The sequence below is a fragment of the Morganella morganii genome, from assembly GCF_019243775.1.
Taxonomy (GTDB): domain Bacteria; phylum Pseudomonadota; class Gammaproteobacteria; order Enterobacterales; family Enterobacteriaceae; genus Morganella; species Morganella morganii.
Window position 1 is genome coordinate 3,733,456 of record NZ_CP069157.1, and the last position, 23,417, is coordinate 3,756,872.

A 23,417-nucleotide genomic window follows, 5' to 3' on the forward strand; every position below is an offset into this window, starting at 1 on the left:
ATCCCAAATTGAGTCATCAGGTATTATCTTTAAAAAATTCACGCAATCCTCTGAATCATTCAGTCTGTGGCAAGGCGGCAAAATGAAGAGTCCGGGGAGCATACATCAGTATGTGACCCGGGCGATGAATGAAGCCAACACCGCCACAGGCTGAAGGACAATTCGCACAATCCTCTAAATCATTCAGTCTGTGGCAAGGCGGCAAAATAAAGAGTCCGGGGAGCATACATCAGTATGTGACCCGGGCGATGAATGAAGCCAACGCGGCCACAGGCTGAAGGATGACGAGGATTTTTAGTAGAGTTTCTTCGCGGTCTCATACCAGTCTTTCTTAAACACCCGCTTCATATTCATTACCGCATCAATAATATCGTGATGAACCAGTTTTTCATTCTGGATCCCGACACAGCGGCCGCCGTAACCTTCCAGCAGTAACTGAATAGAATAAGCACCCATGCGGGATGCCAGGATGCGGTCATACGCCACCGGCGAGCCGCCGCGCTGGATATGCCCCAGTACCGTTGCACGGGTTTCGTGATGTGTTGTCGCCTCTATCTGCCGCGCCAGCTCATACACGTCGGTGACATGTTCGGTGATCGCCACAATCGCATGGCGTTTGCCTTTATCAATCCCGGCTTTGATTTCTGCAATCAGTTCATCACTGCTGTATTCCACTTCATTCGGCGGCAGAACGATAAATTCACAGCCCCCGGCAATGGCAGCGGACAGTGTCAGGTCACCGCAATAGCGGCCCATCACTTCTACAATAGAGATACGTTTGTGGGAAGTGGAGGTATCACGCAGACGGTCGATAGCTTCAACCACGGTTTCCAGTGCGGTAAAATAGCCGATGGTGTAGTCGGTTCCCGCCACGTCATTATCGATAGTACCCGGCAGGCCGATACACGGGAAACCCGCTTCGGTCAGTTTTTTGGCACCGAGATAAGAACCGTCCCCGCCGATAACCACCAGCGCGTCGATGCCATTTTTGCGCAAATTTTCAATCGCGGTTTCCCGCACTTTGTCATCACGGAATTCCGGGAAACGCGCCGACCCGAGGAAGGTACCGCCACGGTTGATCACATCAGAGACACTGAAGCGGTCGAGCTGTTTCATCCGGTTTTCATACAGGCCGAGATAGCCGTCATAAATCCCGATAACTTCCAGCCCTTCTGACAGCGCAGCGCGGACAACGCCACGGATTGCAGCATTCATGCCCGGCGCATCACCGCCGCTTGTCAACACACCGATTCGTTTGATCTTCTTGCTCATGATGACCTCTGATTTGCAGATGTAATATGTGTAAATCTGAAAAACCTGAGCGGCATGTTATCACGCTTCCCCGGTCAGGCTTCGGGAATTCACTGCTGTAACGCATTGCTGAATTGATTCACCTAATCCTATAGTAAGATAAGGTTTAGCCGGATGCACCTATCTTTGCGGATTTTTTTGTCATTTTGAGACACCGGAAACACAGGCCTGTCATAACCGCAGGATTACTCAGCATACCCGTTAAGGATACCCGAAAAACAAAAAATAATTAGCGGATATGAAACATTTTTTTCACAAATAATGCGTTACCGGAAAAGCAGGGGTCAAAAGCAGGATCTGAAATAAAAGGCATATCCGGGAAAGAATATATATCCGGATTTACCGCACATTATGTAATTAACAAAAACAAACCGTAAGAAATTATTTCATTACTCACATCGTGACATAAATAATGCAATAGAAATTTATATAATATTTTTTTGCAATTATTGAATATAATTTATGGCCGGATTTGAAAAACAGATATCAGTAATATTTTGTCATACTAAATTAATATTTATTACACCGCCGCTATTACGCATGTCGCGGGTATATCCATTACCCCTGATAAATCAAATATGGAATTTAAATAACAAAAATAACCCAAAAACAGACATAACCAGAGCTTTATTCTGACCAAAGAAATAAAAAAACCATCAGATTAGCTTCATTCATAATGTGTATTAAGATTCATTACCGTCAATGAATCTTAAAAAAATCACTTAAATATGCATTTTCGCTCCCATTGATTAAACAAACCTTAAATAAGATACTCATCTCATAAATAAAATTTACACCTTTTAAATTTACCATTTCCGTCTGACGAAATGGCTTTCGTTATATATACCGACACCAGGGAATAACTAATGAAAACAAAAAAGAAACTTTTACACCTTTCCATTATTGCCGTCTTATGTTCAACCGTACCATCATTAGTTATGGCAGAAACATTTTGCGGCAGCCGTAAAAATGTGGGCCTGACAGGAAGCGCACCTTTCACCGGTGAAATGACCGCTGATGATTGCTATGAAATTGGTGCCTGGGTAGAAGGTAAGCCAACAGATTATGTCGGCATTGCTCAGAATCTGACCATGCTGAGCGGCAGTAAACTCAGCGTACTCGGCCTGTTTGAGGATTCTCAGGTTCAGGGCGGCGCTGAAGTCTGGATTGATAAAACAACCCATATTGCCTGGGACGGCTATCACACCGGTTTCCCGGCCACCGGCAGCCGTATTGATATTCAGAGCGGCGGATTAATCCGTGTTCTGGACGGCGGAACATTAAAAGATTCCGTACTCAACGGCGGAACCGTTTATGTCAGTAATACCGGTAAAGCCGATGATCCGGGCAAGTCTGAAAATAATATCGTCAACAGCGGCGGGAAATTATTTATTTACCTGGGCGGGGAGTCAACCGGTACACAGGTCAATGACGGCGGTTATGAATATGTCCAGCAGGATGGTAAATCCCTGAATACGGTCGTGAATAACGGCGGTGCTCAGATGCTGAAATCCGGCGGGTTTGCGGACAGCACCATTATTAATGATGGCGGATTACAGCAACTGCACGGTAAAGGTTTTGCCGATAATACCCTCGTAAACGCCGGAGCACGGCAATATGTTGTCGATGATTCCAAAGCAACCAATACAACCGTTGACGGCGGCCAGCAATATATTTTCAATCAGAATGCATCTGCATCTGCCGGTATTGCAGAATTTAACCGGATAAAAAACGGCGGCGCCCAGATTATTAAAGGTGGCGGACAAGCCATTAATAACGAATTATATGACACCGCCGTACAAAGTATTTACAGCGGCTCCTCTGCGACAGATACCACGCTGAATGATCGCGCCAAAAGCTGGCTGGCGGCAGGGGCACAGCTCCTCGGCGTCACGACTGTTAATCAGCAGTCGCAGGTACAGCTGACTGCCGGTTCAGAAGACAAACTGGCAGCGGATGCCGGAGCTTATGCGGAAAATGTTATCTTATCCGGCCCGGACAGCACCCTGATGGTGATCACCGGTGATACCGGGAATGCCGCTTTTGCCGGTTCGCTCAGCGGACAGGGTCAGGTCCGGTTTGTTGCACCGGTCAACGCCGGGTACAGCCATCTGATCATTGAAAATCTCTCCGGCAGCCAGACATTCTATATGAACACGGCCATTGCCGAGCAACAGGGTGATTACCTCACTATCCGTAACAGCAGTGGTGATCATGCTCTGAATATACAGGATTCCGGGGCTGAAATTACCCGTCCGGATGAATCACGTCTTGATTTAATCACGGACGAAAGCAGCAATGCACAATTCCGCCTGAGCGCCCTCGACGGCACTAATATTGATGCGGTGGACGGCGGGACCTATATGTACTCGCTCTATCAGCGTGATGAGCAGGACGGCAAAATCTGGTATCTGGCCGCTCAGAAAGATGAGCCGGGCGAGCCTGAAAAACCGGTTCCGCCGGTCGTACCTGAGGATAAAACCACACCATCCACCGATGCGGTGTTATCCATGGCTGCCGCGCCGCAGCTGATTTTTAATCACGAACTCGACAATCTGCGGTTCCGCCGCGGCGAATTACGGGATAATCAGGGTGATGCGGGTGTCTGGGTGCGTCTGACCGGCGACAGAACCCGTGCAGGCACCGGACACACACACTTTAAACTGAATCAGGCCGGTTTTGAGCTGGGTGCGGATAAATCTGTCCCGCTGGAAAACGGCAAATTGTTGCTCGGCGTCTTTACCGGCTATAACGATGTCAAACTGAAGCATCAGCGCGGCGGCGAAAGCAGCATCGACAGTATTACTGCCGGTGGTTATGCCACCTGGTTCTCAGATAACGGCTGGTACCTCGATGGTGTGCTGAAATATAACCATTTCAATAATGAGTTACGTGCGGTTTCCACCAACCGCAGCAGCATCCGCGGAGATTATTCACAGAATGCTTACGGTGCATCCGCAGAGGCCGGTTACACCTTTGATCTGCCGGAAGCCTTCTGGGCCGAACCGTATGCCCGCCTGAGCTATATGCGTGCGGACAGCAAATCAGTTCATCTGAACAATAATATGCAGGCAAAACTGGATGCACAGCAGTCCCTGCAATCCGAACTCGGCCTGCACGCGGGTAAAGATTTCACCCTGAACAATCAGGTGATCATCACCCCTTACGCCACACTGGCCTGGCAACATGAGTTTATCAGTAATAATGATGTGACCATTAACCAGCGCAATACGTTCGACACCGATTTCTCCGGTGACAGCCTGAAAGCCGGCGGCGGGTTGACTGTCCGTTTCACACCGCAGATTCAGGCGTATGCGGAAATCGATTACCGCAAAGGCGACAAAACAGAATCGCCGCTGCACGGCAATATCGGCGTGCGCTACAACTTTTAATTTCCCGTTGTGATTCAGTTACGGCGGCCGCAAGGCCGCTTTTTTTTATCTACGGCATCTCCGGCGCCAAAAAACAGGCAAAAAAAAGCCCTCAAGAGGGGCTGTAAAAGACAGGGATGGTGTCTATGGCAAGGAAAAACTTCTTGGGTGCTACTTAACGACTCTACTGACTTCACTACTCTGACAAATTCATTCCGGCATATTCTGCGCGGAGGAGGCGGATGAGGTATGAATACTCTCCGGCTCAAAATTAGCATCCAGCTGCATTTTCTGCTCCGGGTTGAGTAACTGATACATCTGATGGTGAACCCGTATCATCTCAACCTGATAATCCAGCCGCTTGCGCATCTCCTTTTCAAGCTGATTACGCACGGCCGTTTCATCAAACTTTTCGGCCTTAACCAGCTCGTACAGCGCAATATCATCTTCTGCAAGGTTACGGACATTCCGTAACTGGTCGCGGTAATTGTGCATCAGATCCCGCAACTGCATCCGCTGTTCTTCCGTTAACCGGATGCCGGTCAACATAGAGGTATAACCATCTCCCCCTGATGTCGTTATACCTTTATACTGACTGTGACTCTGCACCGGGGTAACGCAGCCATCACTTTCTGAATCCTGCGCCAGTCCCGGCGCACTTTGCATCACAAACATTGACGCTAAAGTGATTGTTGCTATCTTACCCATAGTAACTCCTTAAACTTCTGAGTCTGTGTCACCTGACCCATTGGAATTAACTATACGCACCCGGCTGCAAACATGCGTCAGAGCATGTAAAAGAACGTAAAGTCATGGAATAGAAACGTTTGTTGTCGTATTTTGCACGTGGAGGACGTGAATAATGAATAAAATACTGCTTGTTGATGATGACCGCGAATTAACCTCGCTGTTAAAAGAATTACTCGATATGGAAGGGTTCAACGTTGTCATTGCACATGACGGCGAGCAGGCACTGACCCTCCTTGACGATTCCATAGACTTGTTATTGCTCGACATCATGATGCCGCGCAAAAACGGGATTGAAACCCTGAAAGAACTGCGCCAGAACTACCAGACTCCGGTGATTATGCTGACCGCACGCGGCAGTGACCTTGACCGTGTTCTGGGGCTCGAACTGGGTGCGGATGACTATCTGCCGAAGCCGTTTAACGATCGCGAGCTGGTGGCACGTATACGCGCGATTCTGCGCCGCTCCAACTGGAGTGAGCAACAGCAGCAGAGCGACAGCAGCAGTAACTCTTCCGTGGTGATGGTGGATAAACTCCAGCTCAACCCGGGCCGCCAGGAAGCCAGCTTCGGTGACGAAGTACTGGATCTGACCGGAACCGAGTTCACGCTGCTTTACCTGCTGGCACAGCACCTCGGCCAGGTGGTCAGCCGTGAACACTTAAGCCAGGAAGTGCTGGGCAAACGCCTGACGCCGTTTGACCGCGCCATTGATATGCATATTTCCAACCTGCGCCGCAAATTACCGGAGCGCACAGACGGCCTGCCGTGGTTTAAAACGTTACGCGGCCGTGGTTACTTAATGGTATCTGCAACATGATAAGCAGCCTGACGGCGCGGATTTTCGCCATCTTCTGGTTTACCCTGGCACTGGTGCTGTTACTGGTGCTGATGGTGCCGAAGCTCGACTCCCGGCAGCTGATGCCGCTCCAGGAGGCCGAGTACCGACAGGGGATGATGCTGCAGCAACATATTGAATCTGATCTCGCACAGGATCCGGCGAATGACCTGCTCTGGTGGCGGCGGCTGACCCGCGCCCTGGTAAAATGGACGCCGCCGGACAAGCGCCTGATTATTGTCACCACTGAAGGCCGGATCATCGGGCCTATCCGCAATGATTCCCAGGTCATCCGTAACTTTATGGGTCAGTCAGATAACACTGACAACCCGAAAAAGAAACGTTACGGCCGCATTGAGCTGCTCGGGCCGTTTGAAGTCAGGGACGGCGAAGACCGCTATCAGCTTTATCTTATCCGCCCGGCGAACACCGCACAGTCTGATTTTATCAACTTCCTGATTGACCGCCCGTTCCTGTTACTGGCCGCCACCATGCTGATCAGCACCCCGCTGCTGCTCTGGCTGGCGTGGAGCCTGGCAAAACCGGCACGAAAACTGAAAAACGCGGCGGATGATGTTGCCAAGGGTAACTTGCGCCAGCATCCGGAACTGGAAGCCGGCCCCCAGGAGTTCCTTGCGGCGGGTAACAGTTTTAACCAGATGATCAGCGCCCTTGAACGCATGGTGAACGCACAGCAGAGGCTGATATCCGATATCTCCCACGAACTGCGCACCCCGCTCACCCGGCTTCAGCTGGCTACAGCACTATTGCGCCGCCGCCACGGTGAAAGTAAAGAGCTGGAACGCATCGAGACAGAGACCCACCGCCTCGACGGCATGATCAATGACCTGCTTGTTCTCTCCCGCAGTCAGCACAAAAATGAGCTGCTGCGCCAGAACATCAAGGCCAATGAGCTGTGGGATGACATTCTCGACAACGCGAAGTTTGAGGCAGAACAGCGCCATAAAACGCTGGAAATCACCTCACCGCCGGGCCCGTGGACAATTTACTGCAACCCGTCCGCACTTGGCAGCGCATTTGAGAATATTGTCCGTAACGCCCTGCGTTACTCAAACCAGCATATTCAGGTCGCATTCAGTGCCGACACCAAAGGTATCAGCATTGTGGTCGATGATGACGGCCCGGGTGTCAGCCCGGAAGATCGCGAACATATCTTCCGGCCGTTCTACCGCACGGATGAAGCCCGCGACCGTGAATCCGGCGGCACCGGGTTAGGACTCGCGATTGTCAGCACCGCTATCAGCCAGCACAACGGTAAAGTCACCGCCAACGACAGCCCGCTCGGCGGACTTCGCCTGGAAATCTGGCTGCCGCTGCACCCACGCTGAGGCTCTCTGTAGTTACCGGGGAAATCAGCCCCCGGTAACTCTTCCTTCTTAAGCAGGAATTACCATTGCCATCAATATGATGTAATAAAACATTTCTGCTGTGATTGTGCATGTACCGATTAGAAAAAGTAATAAACCATAGCTATGGCTTAAAGTAACACTTTTTCTGCTGTTAACACAAAAAAGACAGATTTAAAGAAAAATATTGCCACATTAAACCGGATAAAGTTCGTTTAATGAAAGACTCACGAGTGTTATCATGCTTGACCTGTTCGTGTAATCGGACTAGCCTTTGGCTGCACATATAAACAGAGCTGATTGATTGGGTATAAACAACCCCCCAATTTATTGAAAAATCAGCCCTCTGTAACACACCAAAACTCTTACTGACTCGATTCTTAAATAGAATCAGTAAGATACACTCGCAATAGCGCACTCTGGGAGCGGTAACCCAGTGCGGTAGCTATTCTTTTAATAAATATGATGGCTGACATTTATTTATGGCAGATGATATCCATACAACTATTGCAGATATTGTACATTCTGCAATAGCTGAACCTCCGGTCAAAATAGAAAAAATCGGCGGAATGACAAATACAAACTATTATTGTGAAACACAAAATACGAAAACAGTTGTCAGACTACCGGGTGAAAATACTAATGTTTTGATTAACAGAGGAAATGAGAAGGCTAACTGTGAGTTAGCTACTGAACTGGGAATAAACCCCAAATTATATTATTACAATACCAACAATGGTATAAAAGTAACTGAATATATAAATAATGCTGTCACACTAACACCAAAAATAATCAACAAAGATGTAAATCTGGAAAATATAGCATTATTACTACGAACCTTGCACCAGTCAGATTTAAAATTTGAAAATCATTTCAATGTTTTTGAAGAATATAAACGTTATCTGAGTGACTTAAATAAAAATCAGATCAGCTATCCTGACTTCACAGAGACTGAATCTTATTTTTTATATTTTGAAGAAAGATTGAATAAATTAGGTCTGAATATCTGTCCTTGCCATAATGACCCTGTCCCTGAAAATTTCATCTATAACGATAATGGTTATTATCTCATCGACTGGGAATATTCCGGAATGAATGACAATATCTGGGATATTGCAGCACTTTGTGAAGAATCACATTTATCTGATAACGATGAGAATATTTTTTTAAATCATTATTTAAACGAATATTCTTCTGAATCAGAAGCGATAAAAGAAAAAATATTAATTTATAAAGCATGCCAGAATTTTCTATGGTCAATATGGACTTTAATCAAAGAAAAAAATGAAAATTTATTTGGAACCTACGGTATTGACAGATACAAAAAATGCCAAAAACAAATGAATCTCCATAGGAAAAAATATGCAACTACTGAATAAGTCTATTATTGTTGGTTTAGCATCAGGAGTACTCTGGGCACTTGATACAATACTTGTAGACTATAATATATCATCAGTCGATACACTAAAATATGCTATTCTTTTCTCTATTTGTATCGCCTTCCTTCATGACCTATTCTCATCGTTATGGTTATTTTCGTTTATAACTCTATCTGGAAGAAGTAAAAAATTAGTTAACTCCCTGAAACAACGAGATAGTTACATAATCTGCCTTGCGGCTCTCAGTGGTGGCCCTATAGGTATGAGCTGTTATATTTTAGGTATCTATTACAGTAATGCTTCAATAGCTGCTACCATATCCACTATTTACCCGGCATTAGGTTGCTTGTTTGCTTATATATTTCTGAGAGTAAAAACAACTTTTGTAAATTTCCTGGGACTTTTACTGGTTATTATTACTACTGCATATATTGGCCTAAACCTTGATAGTTTTAACCAAATATCATTACTTGGATTTTTATTTTCACTAGGCTGCGCAGTGGGCTGGGGACTGGAAAGTACCATTTGTTCTTATGCATTAAAAAATAATCTCAGCTATGAAATTGCATTATTTCTCAGGCAATTAACCTCATCCGTTATTTACTTCCTGATAATTGCATTATTCTTTAAAACAGAAGCACTCGCTGTCGCTGATATCATTCTGAATAATTCTCTGATATTGACAATGGCTGTAATTGCAATTTTTGGCGCCCTTTCATACCTGTTCTATTATCGTGCAATAGGTGAATTAGGTCCAATAAAAGCGATGGGGCTAAACATCAGTTATTCTGCCTGGGCAATTCTTCTTGGCCCATTATTAGGGTATGAGTTATCGCCTTTATTATTAGTGCTTTCAGCTATTATTATAGCCGGAGCGCTTATTACAAATCTGCAATCAAAGGAAGTTTTAGCAAAATGAATGCTGTGATCTTAGCTGCTGGTCTTGGTTCCCGGTTTGGTGATATAACAAAAAAAACACATAAGGCTCTTTTACCTATCGGTGGAATACCTAATATTGAAAGAACAATTCAATATCTGTCAGAATTCGGTATTACTGAAATAGTTATTGTCACCGGTCATCTCGCACATCAGTTTGAATATCTGCAAGAAAAATATGGCTGTATACTGATACATAATGAACAGTATCAAGAGTACAATAATATATATTCATTTTTGAAAATAGCCGATTATTTTAATGATACTCTGGTTATTGATGCTGATGTTGTACTGCTGAAAAATATCTTTATCAAAAGTGAACACAGCCTTTATTATACTGTAAAACGTACAACTCCTGAACATGAATGGATTCCTGTATTAGGCAGAAATGGATATATCGAACGAATAGATATCAAAGAACCAACAGCCCCCTCTTTATTAGGTATTTCTTACTGGAAATCAGCTGAATCAGAAAAAATTTTAGCTGAGCTACCAAAATTTACTGATGTAACGAGTCTAAATAATTCAAAGCTCTATTGGGATAATATCCCTATGTCTATAATTCATGACCTAAACATGAAAACTTATGAAGTTTCATCTGATGTCGCTGGCGAAATGGATAATATAGAAAATTATAATAGCCTTGTTATGTTATATAATAATTAATTAAAAACAAACCCATGAATAAAATAAAATTAATTCTTATAACAATAAGAAATATGTTAATATCTTTAACTAACAAGCCTGATAATAACATAGCAATATTCAGTTTTGACAAAAATAATTTTAAATTCAACTCTCGGTCATTATTTGAATATATCATTGATAATAAAAAAGAAGATTTTGAAATAAAATATATTATAAATGATGATGCCAAAAGGAATGATCTAATAAAAGAATATGGTGATTACTTTATAACAACAAAGTACAAAGAAGATATAAAATTAATATCCCGAGCAAAAATTTGGATCACTGATGGTGGCTTTCCGTTAAAAACACCTTTTAATCATAAGAACAGAATACTTGTGAATTTATGGCATGGAATACCACTAAAAAAAGTGGGCCTAATGGGTTATAGCGGAATTAATAAACTCCGGGTAGCACTTACTCTAAAAATGTTTGCACGGCATTATACATTATTCTCATCAACATCTGATAATCTTGCAGAGATATATTCAAAAAGCTTCTTAATTAAGAATTCTGTCATAAAAACGATGGGGCAACCACGAAATGATAAGCTTTTTGAGGAACCAAAGAATTTAAGTTACTTTATTAAGGATATTCCGGAGTATAAAAAAATTATACTGTATGCTCCGACATGGCGGGCAGGAATTTATGGTAAAAGCTGGATCGGGGAAGATACCCAATTTTTCCCATTTGAAGATTTTTCCCAGACTCAGTTAGAGCAATTTCTTGAGGAAAACCAATATTTATTATTATTACGTCCTCATCATCTTCAAAAAATAAATATTTCAGAATCAAAATGGATACGCTCTTTCAGTTCTGATGAGTGTGAAGAGATTATGGATGTTATGCCCCATTTTGATCTTTTAATCACCGATTATTCCAGTATATATTTTGATTTCCTATTATTAAATAAACCAATTATATTTCTCCCATATGATATTGAAACATATCAAAGCCAGGTAGGACTGAATTTCGACTACAACTTTTCCACTCCGGGTCCTAAGCCAAAAACTCAAAATGAGTTTATTCATGAAATACATCAGTCTCTAACTAATAATGAATATTTCCTGGAAAAAAGAGAACTTATTAATAATTACTTTAATCAAGTTAAATATGGTAGCAGCAAGCTTATCTACGACTATATTGTAAATAACCTTAGAAATAAATAATATGAAAAAAGATATTGTTTTCCTGACAGAAAGTATGGTTGGTGCTGGTGGTGTTGTCAGGGTTATAACAACATGGGCTAACTATTTCAGTACACATGGATATAAGTGTAAAATAATCTCTGTTGTTAAAGGCGAACCTTATTTTCCTTTACACGAAGGTATTCAATTTAAGATTAAGACATTCTTTTTTAAATGGAAACTACTTTCACTTCCTTTAAATCTACTGGCAATAATCCCAATATTAAAAGAGTGCAAAAACTCAATATTAGTTGTCAATAAATCTGCGTATATCGAACCTATTTATATTCTCAGGAAGTTAGGATTATTTAAAGATATTCAGCTGGTATATTTTTCTCACGGCGGCAATGCTGAATTTGAATTATTTTACATGTCCCGATTATTCACCAGACATCGTGTAAAAATGATCTTTTCAGTATTTGATAATGTAGTGTGTTTATTTAAAAATACAGATACAACTCCTGAATGCGTTATAGATGAGAAAATTACATTTATTGCTAATCCATGCCCACTTGAAATATATAAAAGAGACCTATCTCAGGAGTATAAAACGGTATCATTTATTGGCCGAGTCACGAAAGAAAAAGGTGTAGATACTTTAATTAAGTCCTGGAAAAAAATAGAAAGTGAACATCCTGATTGGAAATTATCAATAATTGGTGATGGTAAAGATAAAACTAATTTCATAACACTTGCAAGTGAATTAAACTTAAGAAATATCAGTTTCCTTCCTTCTACTAATGATATCAGTAAATATTTGAAAGAGACTACCATTAGTGTTCTTCCCTCTCTATTTGAAGGAATGCCAATGAGTATAATTGAAGCTCGTTCCCAAGGGTGTGCCTTAGTATCGACAAGTACTAACGGTGGAATAAAGCTAATTGATAATTTAAAAAATGGATTACTCGTAAATATAAATGATACATACGATTTAACTGAAAAAATAAATCAACTTATCACTGATAAAAACCTACGTAACGCATTGATTTTACAGGGTTATGATGACGCTCTAAATTATGATATTCAGGTAATCGCAAACAACTGGAAAGGTATACTTGGACATGATTTATGAGTACTCCCCTCTATTTATTATAATATTGTCATTATCATTTTTAACTATTTCTATTATATTTGATATACAAAGTAATAAGAAATTATCCGCTTTAATTGCATTGGTAATGATACTATCCTATGCAATACTATTTGGATTGCGGGATTATTCAATTGGCTCAGATACTAAAGCTTATATTGATAATTTTTTAAATCGGAATTGGGATTTTGAGTTACTATTTACCCTTTTAACAGATGCATTACGATTTATTTCAATAAATGAGAGAATATATCTTATTTCCATTACAGTACTATATGGAATATTTATATATTACTCTTATTATATTCTTGGTAAAAACATTAATGAGCATATAGTAATATTTATATGGTGCCTCCTATTTTCTCAAAGCTCAATAATTGGAACCATAAATTATTTTAGGCAAGTACTTGGCTTTTCTTTTTTCTTAGTTGGCTTTAGCCTATATATTAAAAACTTAAAGTTTAGCACAGCATCTATTTTCATAATGACATTGTCAATATTTATCCATTCTTCAAATGCATTGTTAATACTTATAGTAATAATATCTAAATATCTCAATATCCGTCTGATTATTTTAATATTATTACTCTCCTTGGCTACATTTATATTTGATGTTGGCGGGTACATATCTCGAAATTATAATGATTACTATATAATTAGTCGCACTATATCTCGGCATATCTATTTTAATGATCGTAGATCTATATCTACTATATATTTAAATATCATTATGTATGGTTTTCATCTATTAGTATTCTTATATCTATTAAAAAATAAAAATATTCCTGTTGTTCATAACAAATTATATAGAGCAATAAAATTCTATATCTTAGTATTCGCATTAGCAATATTTATGTCATTTAATAGGGAAATGGCAATTCGATATTATTTATTATTACCATTCTTAATCCCTATTATTTATATGTTATCAATGAAAATAGAAGGTATTAATAAAATAATAAAACCATTTCTGGTAACGATTACTCTAGTTCACTTAGGATACTTATTAAGTCGTCCATGGTTTATCGATCAACTTTCAGGTAATATCACACCCTAGAGAAGCAAAATGAAAAAAGTTATTACATATGGAACCTTTGATTTATTTCATATCGGACATGTTCGATTACTCAAAAGACTGAAGTCTTATGGTGATTATTTAGTTGTTGCGATCTCAACAGATGAATTTAATAAGCTCAAAGGAAAAGAGTCATTTTGTTCTTTTGAGGAAAGGAAAGAAATTGTTGAAGCCTGTAAATATGTTGATGAAGTAATACCTGAGTGTAATTGGGAACAGAAAGAACTGGATATAAAAAAATATAATATAGATATTTTAGGTATGGGGAATGATTGGGAAGGAAAATTTGATAGCCTAAAAAATATCTGTGAAGTCATTTACCTTGACAGAACTGAGAATATCTCAACCACTAAAATAAAAAAAGAATTATCTGTTATTACGCCGGATAAAGTTAAAGAGCTTGAAATTTCTGTTAATAACATATTCGATATTATTAAATCAATTTCAAAGGTCAATAATTAATGAAAGTACCAAAAGTAATAACGTGTACTGGTTATGGCGGCACAGGCTCAAGTGTTATTTCTGATCTACTCGGTGAGTTTAGTAATGTTTCTTCCATGGGTAACTTCGAATTCAGATTTATTCAGGATCCTAATGGTATAAGAGACTTAGATTATGGTATTAATGAAAATAATAATCGACTAACAACCAGTTATCATATAAATAATTTCATTGCTTATATAAATTATTTAAGCAAAAGTAAAGTATATAATTATGAATCATTTTTCAATGGTCAATTTAAATCAATATCAGATAAATTTATAAATAACATTGTCGATATTAAATGGGATGGTTTTTGGCACCAAGATATCATTGACTCATCTTTTTTCAGAAAATTCATTTATTATTCTGAACGAATAATTCAGAAAAAAATACTGCGAATGAAAGAAGGTGGTGCCAATTTTTATGGGTCTCTTTTTAATAAAAAAATGTATTATTCCTCCGGAAAAAACTTTCATCAACACGTCAAAAACTATATGAACGAGCTTATTTTAAGCTCTAACCATAATAATAAAGATTTCGTTGTATTTGACCAAATAATACCCTCTGATAATGTTGATAAATATACTAACTATTTCAATGAAATTAAAGTGATTATCGTTGATCGAGACCCCAGAGACTTATATATATTGAACAAAGCATTGTGGAAAGAAAAATGGATTCCATCTGACAATTTAGATACTTATATAGAATGGTTCCAGCTTTTAAGAAAAAATAAGACCGAGCACGAAAATGTAATTTATCTGCAGTTTGAAGATTTTATTTATAATTATGACTCTACCATTAGAACTGTATGCGACTTTTGTAATATAGACATTGCTAACCACCAGTGGAAAAATAAATATTTCGATCCTTCGGTTTCTATAAAAAATACCAATCTGATTGAGCGATTCCCTCAATTTAGGGATGATGCAAATATCATTAAAAATAGATTAATGCAATTCTGCTACCACCAATACTAATACATTATTTAATAAATATTAAAATATGAATTATAACTTTTCAGTTTTACTCTCTATTTACTATAAAGAAAATAGCCAATTCTTTGACGCTGCTTTAAATAGTATTTATACACAAACATACTTGCCTAATGAAGTTATCATTGTTCATGATGGGAAATTAACATCTGAACTATATAGCGTGATTGAAAAATGGGAAGCATTACTACCCATTCAGAATGTTATATTAGATAATAATTGTGGCCTTGGTATCGCATTAAACATCGGTTTAGAACAATGCTCTAATGATATTGTGATGAGAGCTGATACTGATGATATAAACTTACCAAATCGATTTGAGATCCAATACAAATATATGACTCAGAATCCTGAGATAACCTTATGTGGATCACATGTTAATGAATTTGAAGCATCTTCAGATGAAATCATCAGAGTAAAAAAAGTTCCTATTGGTGATAATATTGTTAAAGTAATAAAAAAAAGAAATCCATTTAACCATATGGCAGTTTGCTTTAGGAAAAAACATATTATTAATGTTGGTGGGTATATGGATCTTCCTTATATGGAGGATTACTATTTGTGGCTCAGGCTTTTAAATAAAAACTATAACCTCGTTAATCTCGATACTATCTTAGTTTCTGCCAGGGTCGGTGAAGCCATGATTAATCGCAGAAAGGGTTTTAAATATGTAAAATCAGAAATCACCATGTTAAAGTATATCCTCAACTCTGATTTAGAAAAGAAATACACTTCAATTCCATATTTTTCATTAAGAATACTAAGCCGTATTCTACCAACTTATCTTCTATCAAAAATATACAGCAAATTAAGGAATTAACTTCATGGTTTCGCTTAAAATAGGCAGTGGTAGAAGCCTATCATTAGAAATTATGTTATCTACTATTTTTTATGACAGCTTATTGTTTGAAATAACAGACGATAATGGTGAAAAGATAAATTACTCCCTTCTCCCAAACCGTATTTCTTTCAAAAAAAATAAGATATTAGTTGATAGTAAAATTTGCATGTTACAAGAGCGTTATGGCTATAAAATAAATATACGCAACCCATCATACTCTCGTTCTATATTTACTCCATTACTATACGCTATATTATTTTTTAAAACATTATTTACTAAAATTTTCATCCCCAGCCAATGGATTCTTGCATTTAAAGAAAAAAGCACCGATAAATGGTCAAAAATAAAGTTTGATAATAATGAATTAATGGCTGACCCTTTTATATACTATCATAACTCAAAATATTATGTTCTATATGAAGCATTAAATTATGATACTGATAAAGGCTATATTTCAATTGGTACACTAGATGTTAAAAACAAAGAAATAATTGATAATCATATAATTATTGAAGAGAATTATCATCTTTCCTATCCATTTATATTGAAAATAAATGATGAGCTATATATTATTCCTGAATCATCATATAACAACACTATTGATTTATATAAATGTATAGAGTTCCCTTATAAATGGGAAAAAATAAGAACACTCATTGATAATATATCTGCTGTTGATACTAATTTAATTAATAAAAATGGGCTATGGTACCTATTAACCTCTGAAAAAAAAATGGGTGTATCATTTGGTGATGAACTTAGTCTATATGTTACAGACGACCCATTAAGTGGAACATTCTTACCTGTTATCGGGAATCCTGTTGTTCATGATATTTCAAAGTCACGGAACGCCGGTGAGATATTAAATAATATAAGAGTTTCTCAGGATTGTTCAAAACGTTATGGTTACCGCGTTAATTTTATGGAAATAAATGAGCTATCGGAGAATAATTATAGTGAACGTTATATAAAGAGCTTGAAATTACCATTTGGAACAATAGCAATGCATACCTATAATAGCGCAGAAAATATTGAAATAGTTGATTTAAAAATCATAAATATATCTCCTTATTTTTTGTATAGGAACCTTTGCAGAATAATTAAAAAACTAAAAGCAAAAATATTAAAATGAAAAAATCGATAACCTTGAATGGTGTATATAAACTTGCTTTAAATTTATTCAGATTTACCTTACCAGCATTGATAATACCTTATGTATATAGAACATTATCACCTGATAACATCGGTTCTGTTAATTATGCTGAAAGTATATACTCATATTTTAATGCACTCGCCGTTCTCGGATTATCATTCTATGCCATAAGAGAACTAGGTAAAGTAAGAAGCAACAGATTAAAATCTTCTTTTTTATTTTCTAATATCTTTACTATCAATATACTTTTAGTTACCTTTTCGTTATTTCTATATTTATTACTAATCTTCTTTGTAATTAAAGATCCAAAAGTACAAATCATATCATTGGTTCTTGCTTTAAAGTTATTTTTGCTTGCATTTGATATTGAGTGGGTCAATGAGTCACATGAAGATTATAAATTTATTTCAATAAAAACAATGTTATGCCGCAGCGTATCATTGATTTTAATGTTTTTCCTTATTACATCATCTGACAATTATCTTATCTATGTCTGGCTGAATGTTTTCTTTGACCTAATAAATGCTCTTTTTTCTTTCTATTATATTGTTTTTTATAAAAAAAAGAGTTTTTTTTCTCATTCAAATTAGTTAGACTCAATAAGTTATTTTCACATTTTAAAAGGATAGCATCTACATTATTTTTAGTTGATGTTGGTTTTTTATTTTTTGCCTTTGATAAGGTTGCTCTGGGAGCATTTGTTTCTAATACTGAAGTGGCCTATTTTGCACTATCTGAAAAAATTATTGTCTTGGTAGTTGTTATTTCATCAACTATTACTCAAGTTACTTTACCCAGGTTATCTATACTTGCAAAAACTAACCGCGCGGAATTTTTATTGCTTATAAATAAAATATATACTTCCTTAATGATGATAGTATTACCATCTTTCATCGGTGTATATTTAATGGCTTCCGAATTTTTATTCATATTCGGCTCTTATGAGTTTATGCCAGCTCTCGATACTATAAAAATATTTTCATTCTACATACTATTTTTTTCACTATTAAAAATATTGGCTACTCAAACACTATTTGCACTTAACAAAGAAAAAGTATATATCATTCTTCTTATAGCTTTTGCTTTAGTAAATGCTATCGTGAAATTAGTTTTCCAAGAAAGTATAAATTCATCTATAAGTATTCTAATTACACTATCACTACTACTACTGATGTCAATTATCATTTACTTCCACATCAGAAATAAAGAAAAAATAAAAATACCTATTATTAACAAAAACATATGCATATATATCACTGGCTGCCTGCCTATGTTTTTTATTCCGTTTCTTCGTGAGCACATACATAATGTATTTATATTTTCTATTCTGTCTATGATTTTTTCTATATTTTCTTATACAATAGTACTATTGTTTTTTAAAGAATCTATTTCCCAATCTCTCATTAAAAAAAATATTGAAACGATAAAATTACCCGGAGTTAAAATGATCATCATTATCGGCGGCTCAGGCTTCATTGGTACTCGCCTGTCCACACAATTACAAAAAGACAATATCCCGTTCAAAATCGTTGATATTGAGAAAAGTGCTGCATTTCCTGATCATTGGGAATTTGGGGACGTCACTAAACCGGAATCTCTGGTTGAGCCACTGACAGGTTCCGACGTTATTATTAATCTGGCTGCAAAGCACAAAGATAATGTGCATCCTATCAGTCTTTACTATGATGTAAATGTCGATGGCGCTAAACATGTATGTGATGTCGCAGCTCAGCTTGGAATCAAACATATCGTCTTTACATCTTCTGTTGCCGTTTACGGTTTTGTTGAAAAAGAAACCGGTGAAGATGGTCAATATGAGCCATTCAATGATTACGGTAAATCCAAATTAGCTGCCGAACATGTTTATGATGCCTGGCAGGCAGAAGAAGCAGATCGCACACTGGTGACAATCCGCCCGACTGTAGTATTTGGTGAAAACAACCGTGGCAATGTCTATAATTTATTCCGCCAGATTGCATCCGGTCGTTTCCTGATGATTGGTGGCGGTAAAAACCAAAAATCAATGGCTTATGTTGAAAACATTGCCGCATTCTTAAAATTTGCTACTAACTTTAATTCAGGTCGCCATGTATTTAACTATGTCGATAAACCTGATTTTAATATGGAAGATCTTACAGATATAATCTGCAAAGCTATGGATAAGCATAAGTCTAATATCCACGTACCATATAGTGTTGGTCTGTTGGGTGGTTACTGCTTTGACATTCTGGCAAAAGTGACTGGTAAGGAATTCCCGATAAGCAGCATCCGCATTAAAAAATTCTGTGCCCGTACTCAGTTTAAATCCGATTTTATTGCTGATACCGGATTTGTTGCCCCAGTGAGCCTGGAACAGGGAATTGCTAATACTGTTCGCCACGAATTTAAGAAGTAACATTATAACACCATGTTTTATTTGATAAACTATTGCCCCTTAAGAGAGGGGTAATATGCTCAACATCGTCTTATTCGAACCAGAAATACCACCTAACACCGGCAATATCATCCGGTTATGTGCCAATACCGGCTTTCGGCTGCATCTTATCCATCCGCTGGGGTTTACCTGGGATGATAAGCGTCTGCGCCGGGCCGGGCTGGATTACAGTGAGTTTGCGGATATCAAACATCATCATGATTATTACGCCTTTCTCGACAGCGAGGGGCTGAGTTCTGATAATGCGCAGTCGCCAACCGGTAACCGGGTGTTTGCACTGACCACTAAGGGCACACCTCGTCACAGTAATGTCAGCTATCAGGCCGGTGATTATCTGCTGTTCGGGCCGGAGACTCGTGGGTTGCCGCCTTATGTCCTGGATAATATGCCTGTGGATCAGAAAATCCGCGTGCCGATGCTGCCGGACAGCCGCAGTATGAATTTATCCAATACCGTTGCAGTAATTGTATTTGAAGCCTGGCGGCAGCTGGATTATGCAGGGGCGTTATTACGGGATTAATGTGTTCTGTATTTCAGTCACAAAAAAGACAGCCTTGGCTGTCTTTTTTACTTTTGGCTGCTGAATCAGGAAACTAAATCCCCTCACACCCGTTAAAGTGCTGATCCATATCCAAGGACGGTTTATCGCAGCCCGGTTTGCCGACAATCTTTGCCGGTACACCTGCAACGGTGGTGTGTGCCGGGACCGGGTGCAGAACCACGGAGCCTGCGCCGATTTTGGCACCGCGTCCGATTTCGATATTGCCGAGGATTTTGGCACCAGCACCAATCATCACGCCTTCGCGGACTTTCGGGTGGCGGTCGCCGCCGGTTTTGCCGGTACCACCGAGGGTGACGGATTGCAGGATAGAGACATCATTTTCCACCACCGCGGTTTCGCCGATGACAATGCCGGTTGCGTGGTCAAACATAATGCCGTGGCCGATTTTTGCGGCCGGGTGGATATCCACACCAAATGTCACAGAAACCTGGTTCTGAAGGTAGGTTGCCAGCGCGCGGCGGTTCTGGTTCCACAACCAGTTGGCGATGCGGTATGCCTGTAAGGCGTGGAAGCCTTTCAGGTAGAGCAGCGGCGTGGAGTATTTATCCACTGCCGGATCCCGCAGGCGGACGGCTTTGATATCCATTGCGGCAGATTTAATCATCTGCGGATCATTGTGATATGCCTCTTCCACCACTTCACGGACAGAAATTGCCGGCATGGTCGGGGTTGCCAGTTTGTTGGCCAGCATAAAACTGAGCGCGCTGCCCAGATTTTCATGCTTGAGTAATGTCGCATGGAAAAAACTGGCCAGCATCGGCTCACAATCAGCAAAGTCCCGCGCTTCCTGCTTTATATAGCTCCAGACCTCTTCCAGTTCTTCGTAGGACATAATTACCTCACAGACTTCGGATAAAAAAACGGGCTTAAAAGTGCTCACCTTCTTCTTTGGTGGCTCGCCCCAACAGGGCACGGGCAGCTTCGAGCACATCTTTATTGCAGTAGAGTATTTGATAGATTTGCTCGGTGATAGGCATTTCAACGCCTGCACGCTCTGCCAGCGCACGAACTTCTTTGGTATTACGGTATCCTTCCACCACCTGACCGATGCGCTCCTGTGCTTCATCCACACTCACGCCCTGCCCCATCATCATGCCGAAACGGCGGTTACGGGACTGGTTGTCAGTACAGGTCAGCACGAGGTCACCCAGGCCGGCCATACCCATAAAGGTAGACGGATCTGCGCCTAATGCCACTCCCAGGCGGGTCATTTCTGCCAGGCCACGGGTGATAAGCGCGGTTCGCGCATTGGCACCAAACCCCATTCCGTCAGAGATCCCCGCACCAATCGCAATGACGTTTTTCACGGCACCGCCGAGCTGGATCCCGATAAAATCCGGGTTTTTATAAACGCGGAAGCTTTTGCCGCAGTGGAAAAGCTGCTGAACCTCATCCGCAAAGGCAGGCTCTGTCGCTGCGACAGCAATCGCCGTCGGCAGTCCGGCAGCCAGCTCTTTGGCAAAAGAGGGACCGGAGATCATGGCCAGCGGAATTTTATCCCCGAGGACTTCACGTACCACTTCACCCAGCAGACGCCCGGTTTCCGCTTCCAGACCTTTGGTCGCCCAGATAATCCGGGCATCAGGCCGCAGCAGCGGTTTGACACGTTTGAGCACATCCCCGAACACATGGCTCGGCACCACCAGCAGAATATTACGGCTGGCCGCGAGGGCTTTTTCAAGGGAGGCTTCAGGGATCAGGGTATCCGGGAACGGGACATCCGGCAGAAATGCCTGATTGGCACGATCAGCCTCAAGCTGACGGATATGTTCCGGGTCATGCCCCCACAGCACCACACGGTGCCCGTTACGGGCCAGTGTGATCGCTAAAGCGGTGCCGTATGAACCGGCACCGAGTACAGTCATAGAAGCGTCTGTCATTATGCTTCCTGTGTACCTTCCTGCGCAGCCTGCTGTTGTTCCTGCTGCTGCAGATAGTTCATGAACAGTGCATCGAAGTTAACCGGTGCCAGGTTCAGCTGAGGGAATGTGCCGCGGCCGACCAGACCTGCGATGCACTCACGGGCATACGGGAACAGGATATTCGGGCAGTATGCACCCAGGCAGTGTGCCAGCTGAGTACCTTCCAGACCGCCGATGGTGAAAATACCGGCCTGCTGAACTTCACACAGGAATGCGGTTTCTTCGCCCATAGTCGCTGTCACAGTGACGCGCAGAACGATTTCATAAACGTCATCAGCCAGTTTGGTTGAGCCGGTGTCCAGATCCATCTTCACTTCCGGCTGCCACTCCTGCTGGAAAACGGCAGGTGCATTCGGCGCTTCAAAAGAAATATCTTTGGTGTAAACGCGCTGAATGTTGAAAGACATTTCTGTGTTTTGTTGTTCTGACATAGTGTTACCTTTTGATATCCATATAAAGAGTGTGAGTTACAAAGGGGATGTTCCAATTATCCTTTGCCGGATTACTTTTTGCTGCGGGAAAGCGGTAAGTTATCACCGGTCCAGCCGGAGAGGCCGTCTTTCAGCACAAATACACGTTCAAAACCGGCTTTGAGCAGGCTTTCAGCCGGTTTGACCAGCTCCATACCGTTGGCGGAAACCAGGATAACAGGACGGTTTTTGTGTTTTTCCACTTCACCGAGGTTGTTGTCTTTAATTTCTGACGGCGTCAGATTGACCGCGTCAATGATATGACCACGGCGGAAATCGTCCCGGGTACGGGTATCCACGACAATCGCTTCTTCTTTATTAATCAGTGCGATAGCGGTAGAACGCGGAATTGTTTTCACTTTTGAAAACAGTCCTTTGACAGTCAGTACGATGACTGAGATCAGTAACGCGACCCATACAAGGCTGATAATAGGGTGCTTACTGACAAATGGCATAATTTCTTGCAGCATGGGGGACAATAACTCCCGTTGGTTAATAACAAAGATCAAAGGGCAGAAGTATACCTGTGTGCCGGTTCAAATACAGCCGGTCTTGCCCGGGTTATGGCT

General features: G+C 40.4%; 22 protein-coding genes. 16 read left to right on the top strand and 6 right to left on the bottom strand.

Annotation, left to right across the window (positions count from 1 at the left end; translation table 11 throughout):
• Positions 1-294 precede the first annotated feature (294 nt).
• Positions 295-1,272, bottom strand: coding sequence for a 6-phosphofructokinase (pfkA, locus tag JL661_RS17815; RefSeq protein WP_004240806.1), 978 nt, complete (start codon positions 1,270-1,272; stop codon positions 295-297).
• Positions 1,273-2,249: 977 nt separating this feature from the next.
• Between pfkA and JL661_RS17820 the strand changes: the two genes are divergently transcribed.
• Entirely contained in the window at positions 2,250-4,703 is a 2,454-nt protein-coding gene (locus JL661_RS17820; RefSeq protein ID WP_225310109.1) for an autotransporter outer membrane beta-barrel domain-containing protein, read from the top strand.
• 189 nt (positions 4,704-4,892) lie between these two features.
• Here the strand turns inward: JL661_RS17820 and JL661_RS17825 are convergent, their stop codons facing one another.
• Positions 4,893-5,390, bottom strand: coding sequence for a Spy/CpxP family protein refolding chaperone (locus tag JL661_RS17825; RefSeq protein WP_015422390.1), 498 nt, complete (start codon positions 5,388-5,390; stop codon positions 4,893-4,895).
• 154 nt (positions 5,391-5,544) lie between these two features.
• Between JL661_RS17825 and cpxR the strand changes: the two genes are divergently transcribed.
• From cpxR to trmL, 15 genes are all read left to right on the top strand, one after another.
• A complete protein-coding gene (gene cpxR, locus JL661_RS17830; protein ID WP_004236626.1) occupies positions 5,545-6,249 on the top strand; it encodes an envelope stress response regulator transcription factor CpxR in 705 nt (234 codons plus the stop codon).
• Complete coding sequence (gene cpxA, locus JL661_RS17835; RefSeq protein ID WP_004236627.1) at positions 6,246-7,616, top strand: envelope stress sensor histidine kinase CpxA; 1,371 nt, start codon at positions 6,246-6,248, stop codon at positions 7,614-7,616. The genes cpxR and cpxA overlap by 4 nt, the downstream gene beginning before the upstream one ends.
• Positions 7,617-8,116: 500 nt before the next feature.
• Complete coding sequence (locus JL661_RS17840; RefSeq protein WP_046024810.1) at positions 8,117-9,013, top strand: choline kinase family protein; 897 nt, start codon at positions 8,117-8,119, stop codon at positions 9,011-9,013.
• Positions 8,997-9,932, top strand: coding sequence for a DMT family transporter (locus JL661_RS17845; RefSeq protein WP_036417418.1), 936 nt, complete (start codon positions 8,997-8,999; stop codon positions 9,930-9,932). The genes JL661_RS17840 and JL661_RS17845 overlap by 17 nt, the downstream gene beginning before the upstream one ends.
• Complete coding sequence (locus JL661_RS17850; RefSeq protein ID WP_036417419.1) at positions 9,929-10,615, top strand: NTP transferase domain-containing protein; 687 nt, start codon at positions 9,929-9,931, stop codon at positions 10,613-10,615. Before JL661_RS17845 ends, JL661_RS17850 begins: the two co-directional genes overlap by 4 nt.
• Before the next feature lie 14 nt (positions 10,616-10,629).
• Entirely contained in the window at positions 10,630-11,805 is a 1,176-nt protein-coding gene (locus tag JL661_RS17855) for a CDP-glycerol glycerophosphotransferase family protein (protein ID WP_079549407.1), read from the top strand.
• Position 11,806: 1 nt separating this feature from the next.
• A complete protein-coding gene (locus tag JL661_RS17860) occupies positions 11,807-12,895 on the top strand; it encodes a glycosyltransferase (protein ID WP_062773242.1) in 1,089 nt (362 codons plus the stop codon).
• 106 nt (positions 12,896-13,001) lie between these two features.
• Entirely contained in the window at positions 13,002-13,970 is a 969-nt protein-coding gene (locus JL661_RS18705) for an EpsG family protein (protein WP_350813835.1), read from the top strand.
• Between the two features lie 9 nt (positions 13,971-13,979).
• The gene (gene tagD / locus JL661_RS17870) at positions 13,980-14,450 is read left to right on the top strand and encodes a glycerol-3-phosphate cytidylyltransferase (RefSeq protein WP_036417425.1); all 471 of its coding nucleotides are present in this window, start codon (positions 13,980-13,982) and stop codon (positions 14,448-14,450) included.
• A complete protein-coding gene (locus tag JL661_RS17875; protein WP_036417427.1) occupies positions 14,450-15,451 on the top strand; it encodes a sulfotransferase family protein in 1,002 nt (333 codons plus the stop codon). Before tagD ends, JL661_RS17875 begins: the two co-directional genes overlap by 1 nt.
• 25 nt (positions 15,452-15,476) lie before the next feature.
• Entirely contained in the window at positions 15,477-16,286 is an 810-nt protein-coding gene (locus JL661_RS17880) for a glycosyltransferase (RefSeq protein ID WP_036417429.1), read from the top strand.
• 4 nt (positions 16,287-16,290) lie between these two features.
• Positions 16,291-17,439, top strand: a complete 1,149-nt coding sequence (locus JL661_RS17885; protein ID WP_062773456.1) for a glucosamine inositolphosphorylceramide transferase family protein — start codon at positions 16,291-16,293, stop codon at positions 17,437-17,439.
• The gene (locus JL661_RS18710) at positions 17,436-18,050 is read left to right on the top strand and encodes an oligosaccharide flippase family protein (RefSeq protein WP_218480992.1); all 615 of its coding nucleotides are present in this window, start codon (positions 17,436-17,438) and stop codon (positions 18,048-18,050) included. The genes JL661_RS17885 and JL661_RS18710 overlap by 4 nt, the downstream gene beginning before the upstream one ends.
• A gap of 854 nt (positions 18,051-18,904) precedes the next feature.
• Positions 18,905-19,855: an NAD-dependent epimerase/dehydratase family protein gene (locus JL661_RS18515; protein WP_062773462.1), complete on the top strand. Its 951-nt coding sequence runs from the start codon at positions 18,905-18,907 to the stop codon at positions 19,853-19,855.
• 55 nt (positions 19,856-19,910) lie between these two features.
• Positions 19,911-20,414, top strand: coding sequence for a tRNA (uridine(34)/cytosine(34)/5-carboxymethylaminomethyluridine(34)-2'-O)-methyltransferase TrmL (gene trmL / locus JL661_RS17900; protein ID WP_036417437.1), 504 nt, complete (start codon positions 19,911-19,913; stop codon positions 20,412-20,414).
• A gap of 73 nt (positions 20,415-20,487) precedes the next feature.
• Here trmL and cysE read toward each other — a convergent pair whose 3' ends face one another.
• From cysE to JL661_RS17920, 4 genes are all read right to left on the bottom strand, one after another.
• Positions 20,488-21,288, bottom strand: a complete 801-nt coding sequence (gene cysE, locus JL661_RS17905) for a serine O-acetyltransferase (protein ID WP_024473667.1) — start codon at positions 21,286-21,288, stop codon at positions 20,488-20,490.
• Between the two features lie 34 nt (positions 21,289-21,322).
• Positions 21,323-22,336 carry an NAD(P)H-dependent glycerol-3-phosphate dehydrogenase gene (gpsA, locus tag JL661_RS17910; protein ID WP_004240117.1) on the bottom strand — a complete coding sequence of 338 codons (1,014 nt, stop codon included), beginning with the start codon at positions 22,334-22,336 and terminating at the stop codon, positions 21,323-21,325.
• Complete coding sequence (gene secB / locus JL661_RS17915; protein ID WP_004236643.1) at positions 22,336-22,809, bottom strand: protein-export chaperone SecB; 474 nt, start codon at positions 22,807-22,809, stop codon at positions 22,336-22,338. The genes gpsA and secB overlap by 1 nt, the downstream gene beginning before the upstream one ends.
• A 71-nt stretch (positions 22,810-22,880) precedes the next feature.
• Complete coding sequence (locus JL661_RS17920; RefSeq protein ID WP_004236644.1) at positions 22,881-23,318, bottom strand: rhodanese-like domain-containing protein; 438 nt, start codon at positions 23,316-23,318, stop codon at positions 22,881-22,883.
• Between the last annotated feature and the right edge of the window lie 99 nt (positions 23,319-23,417).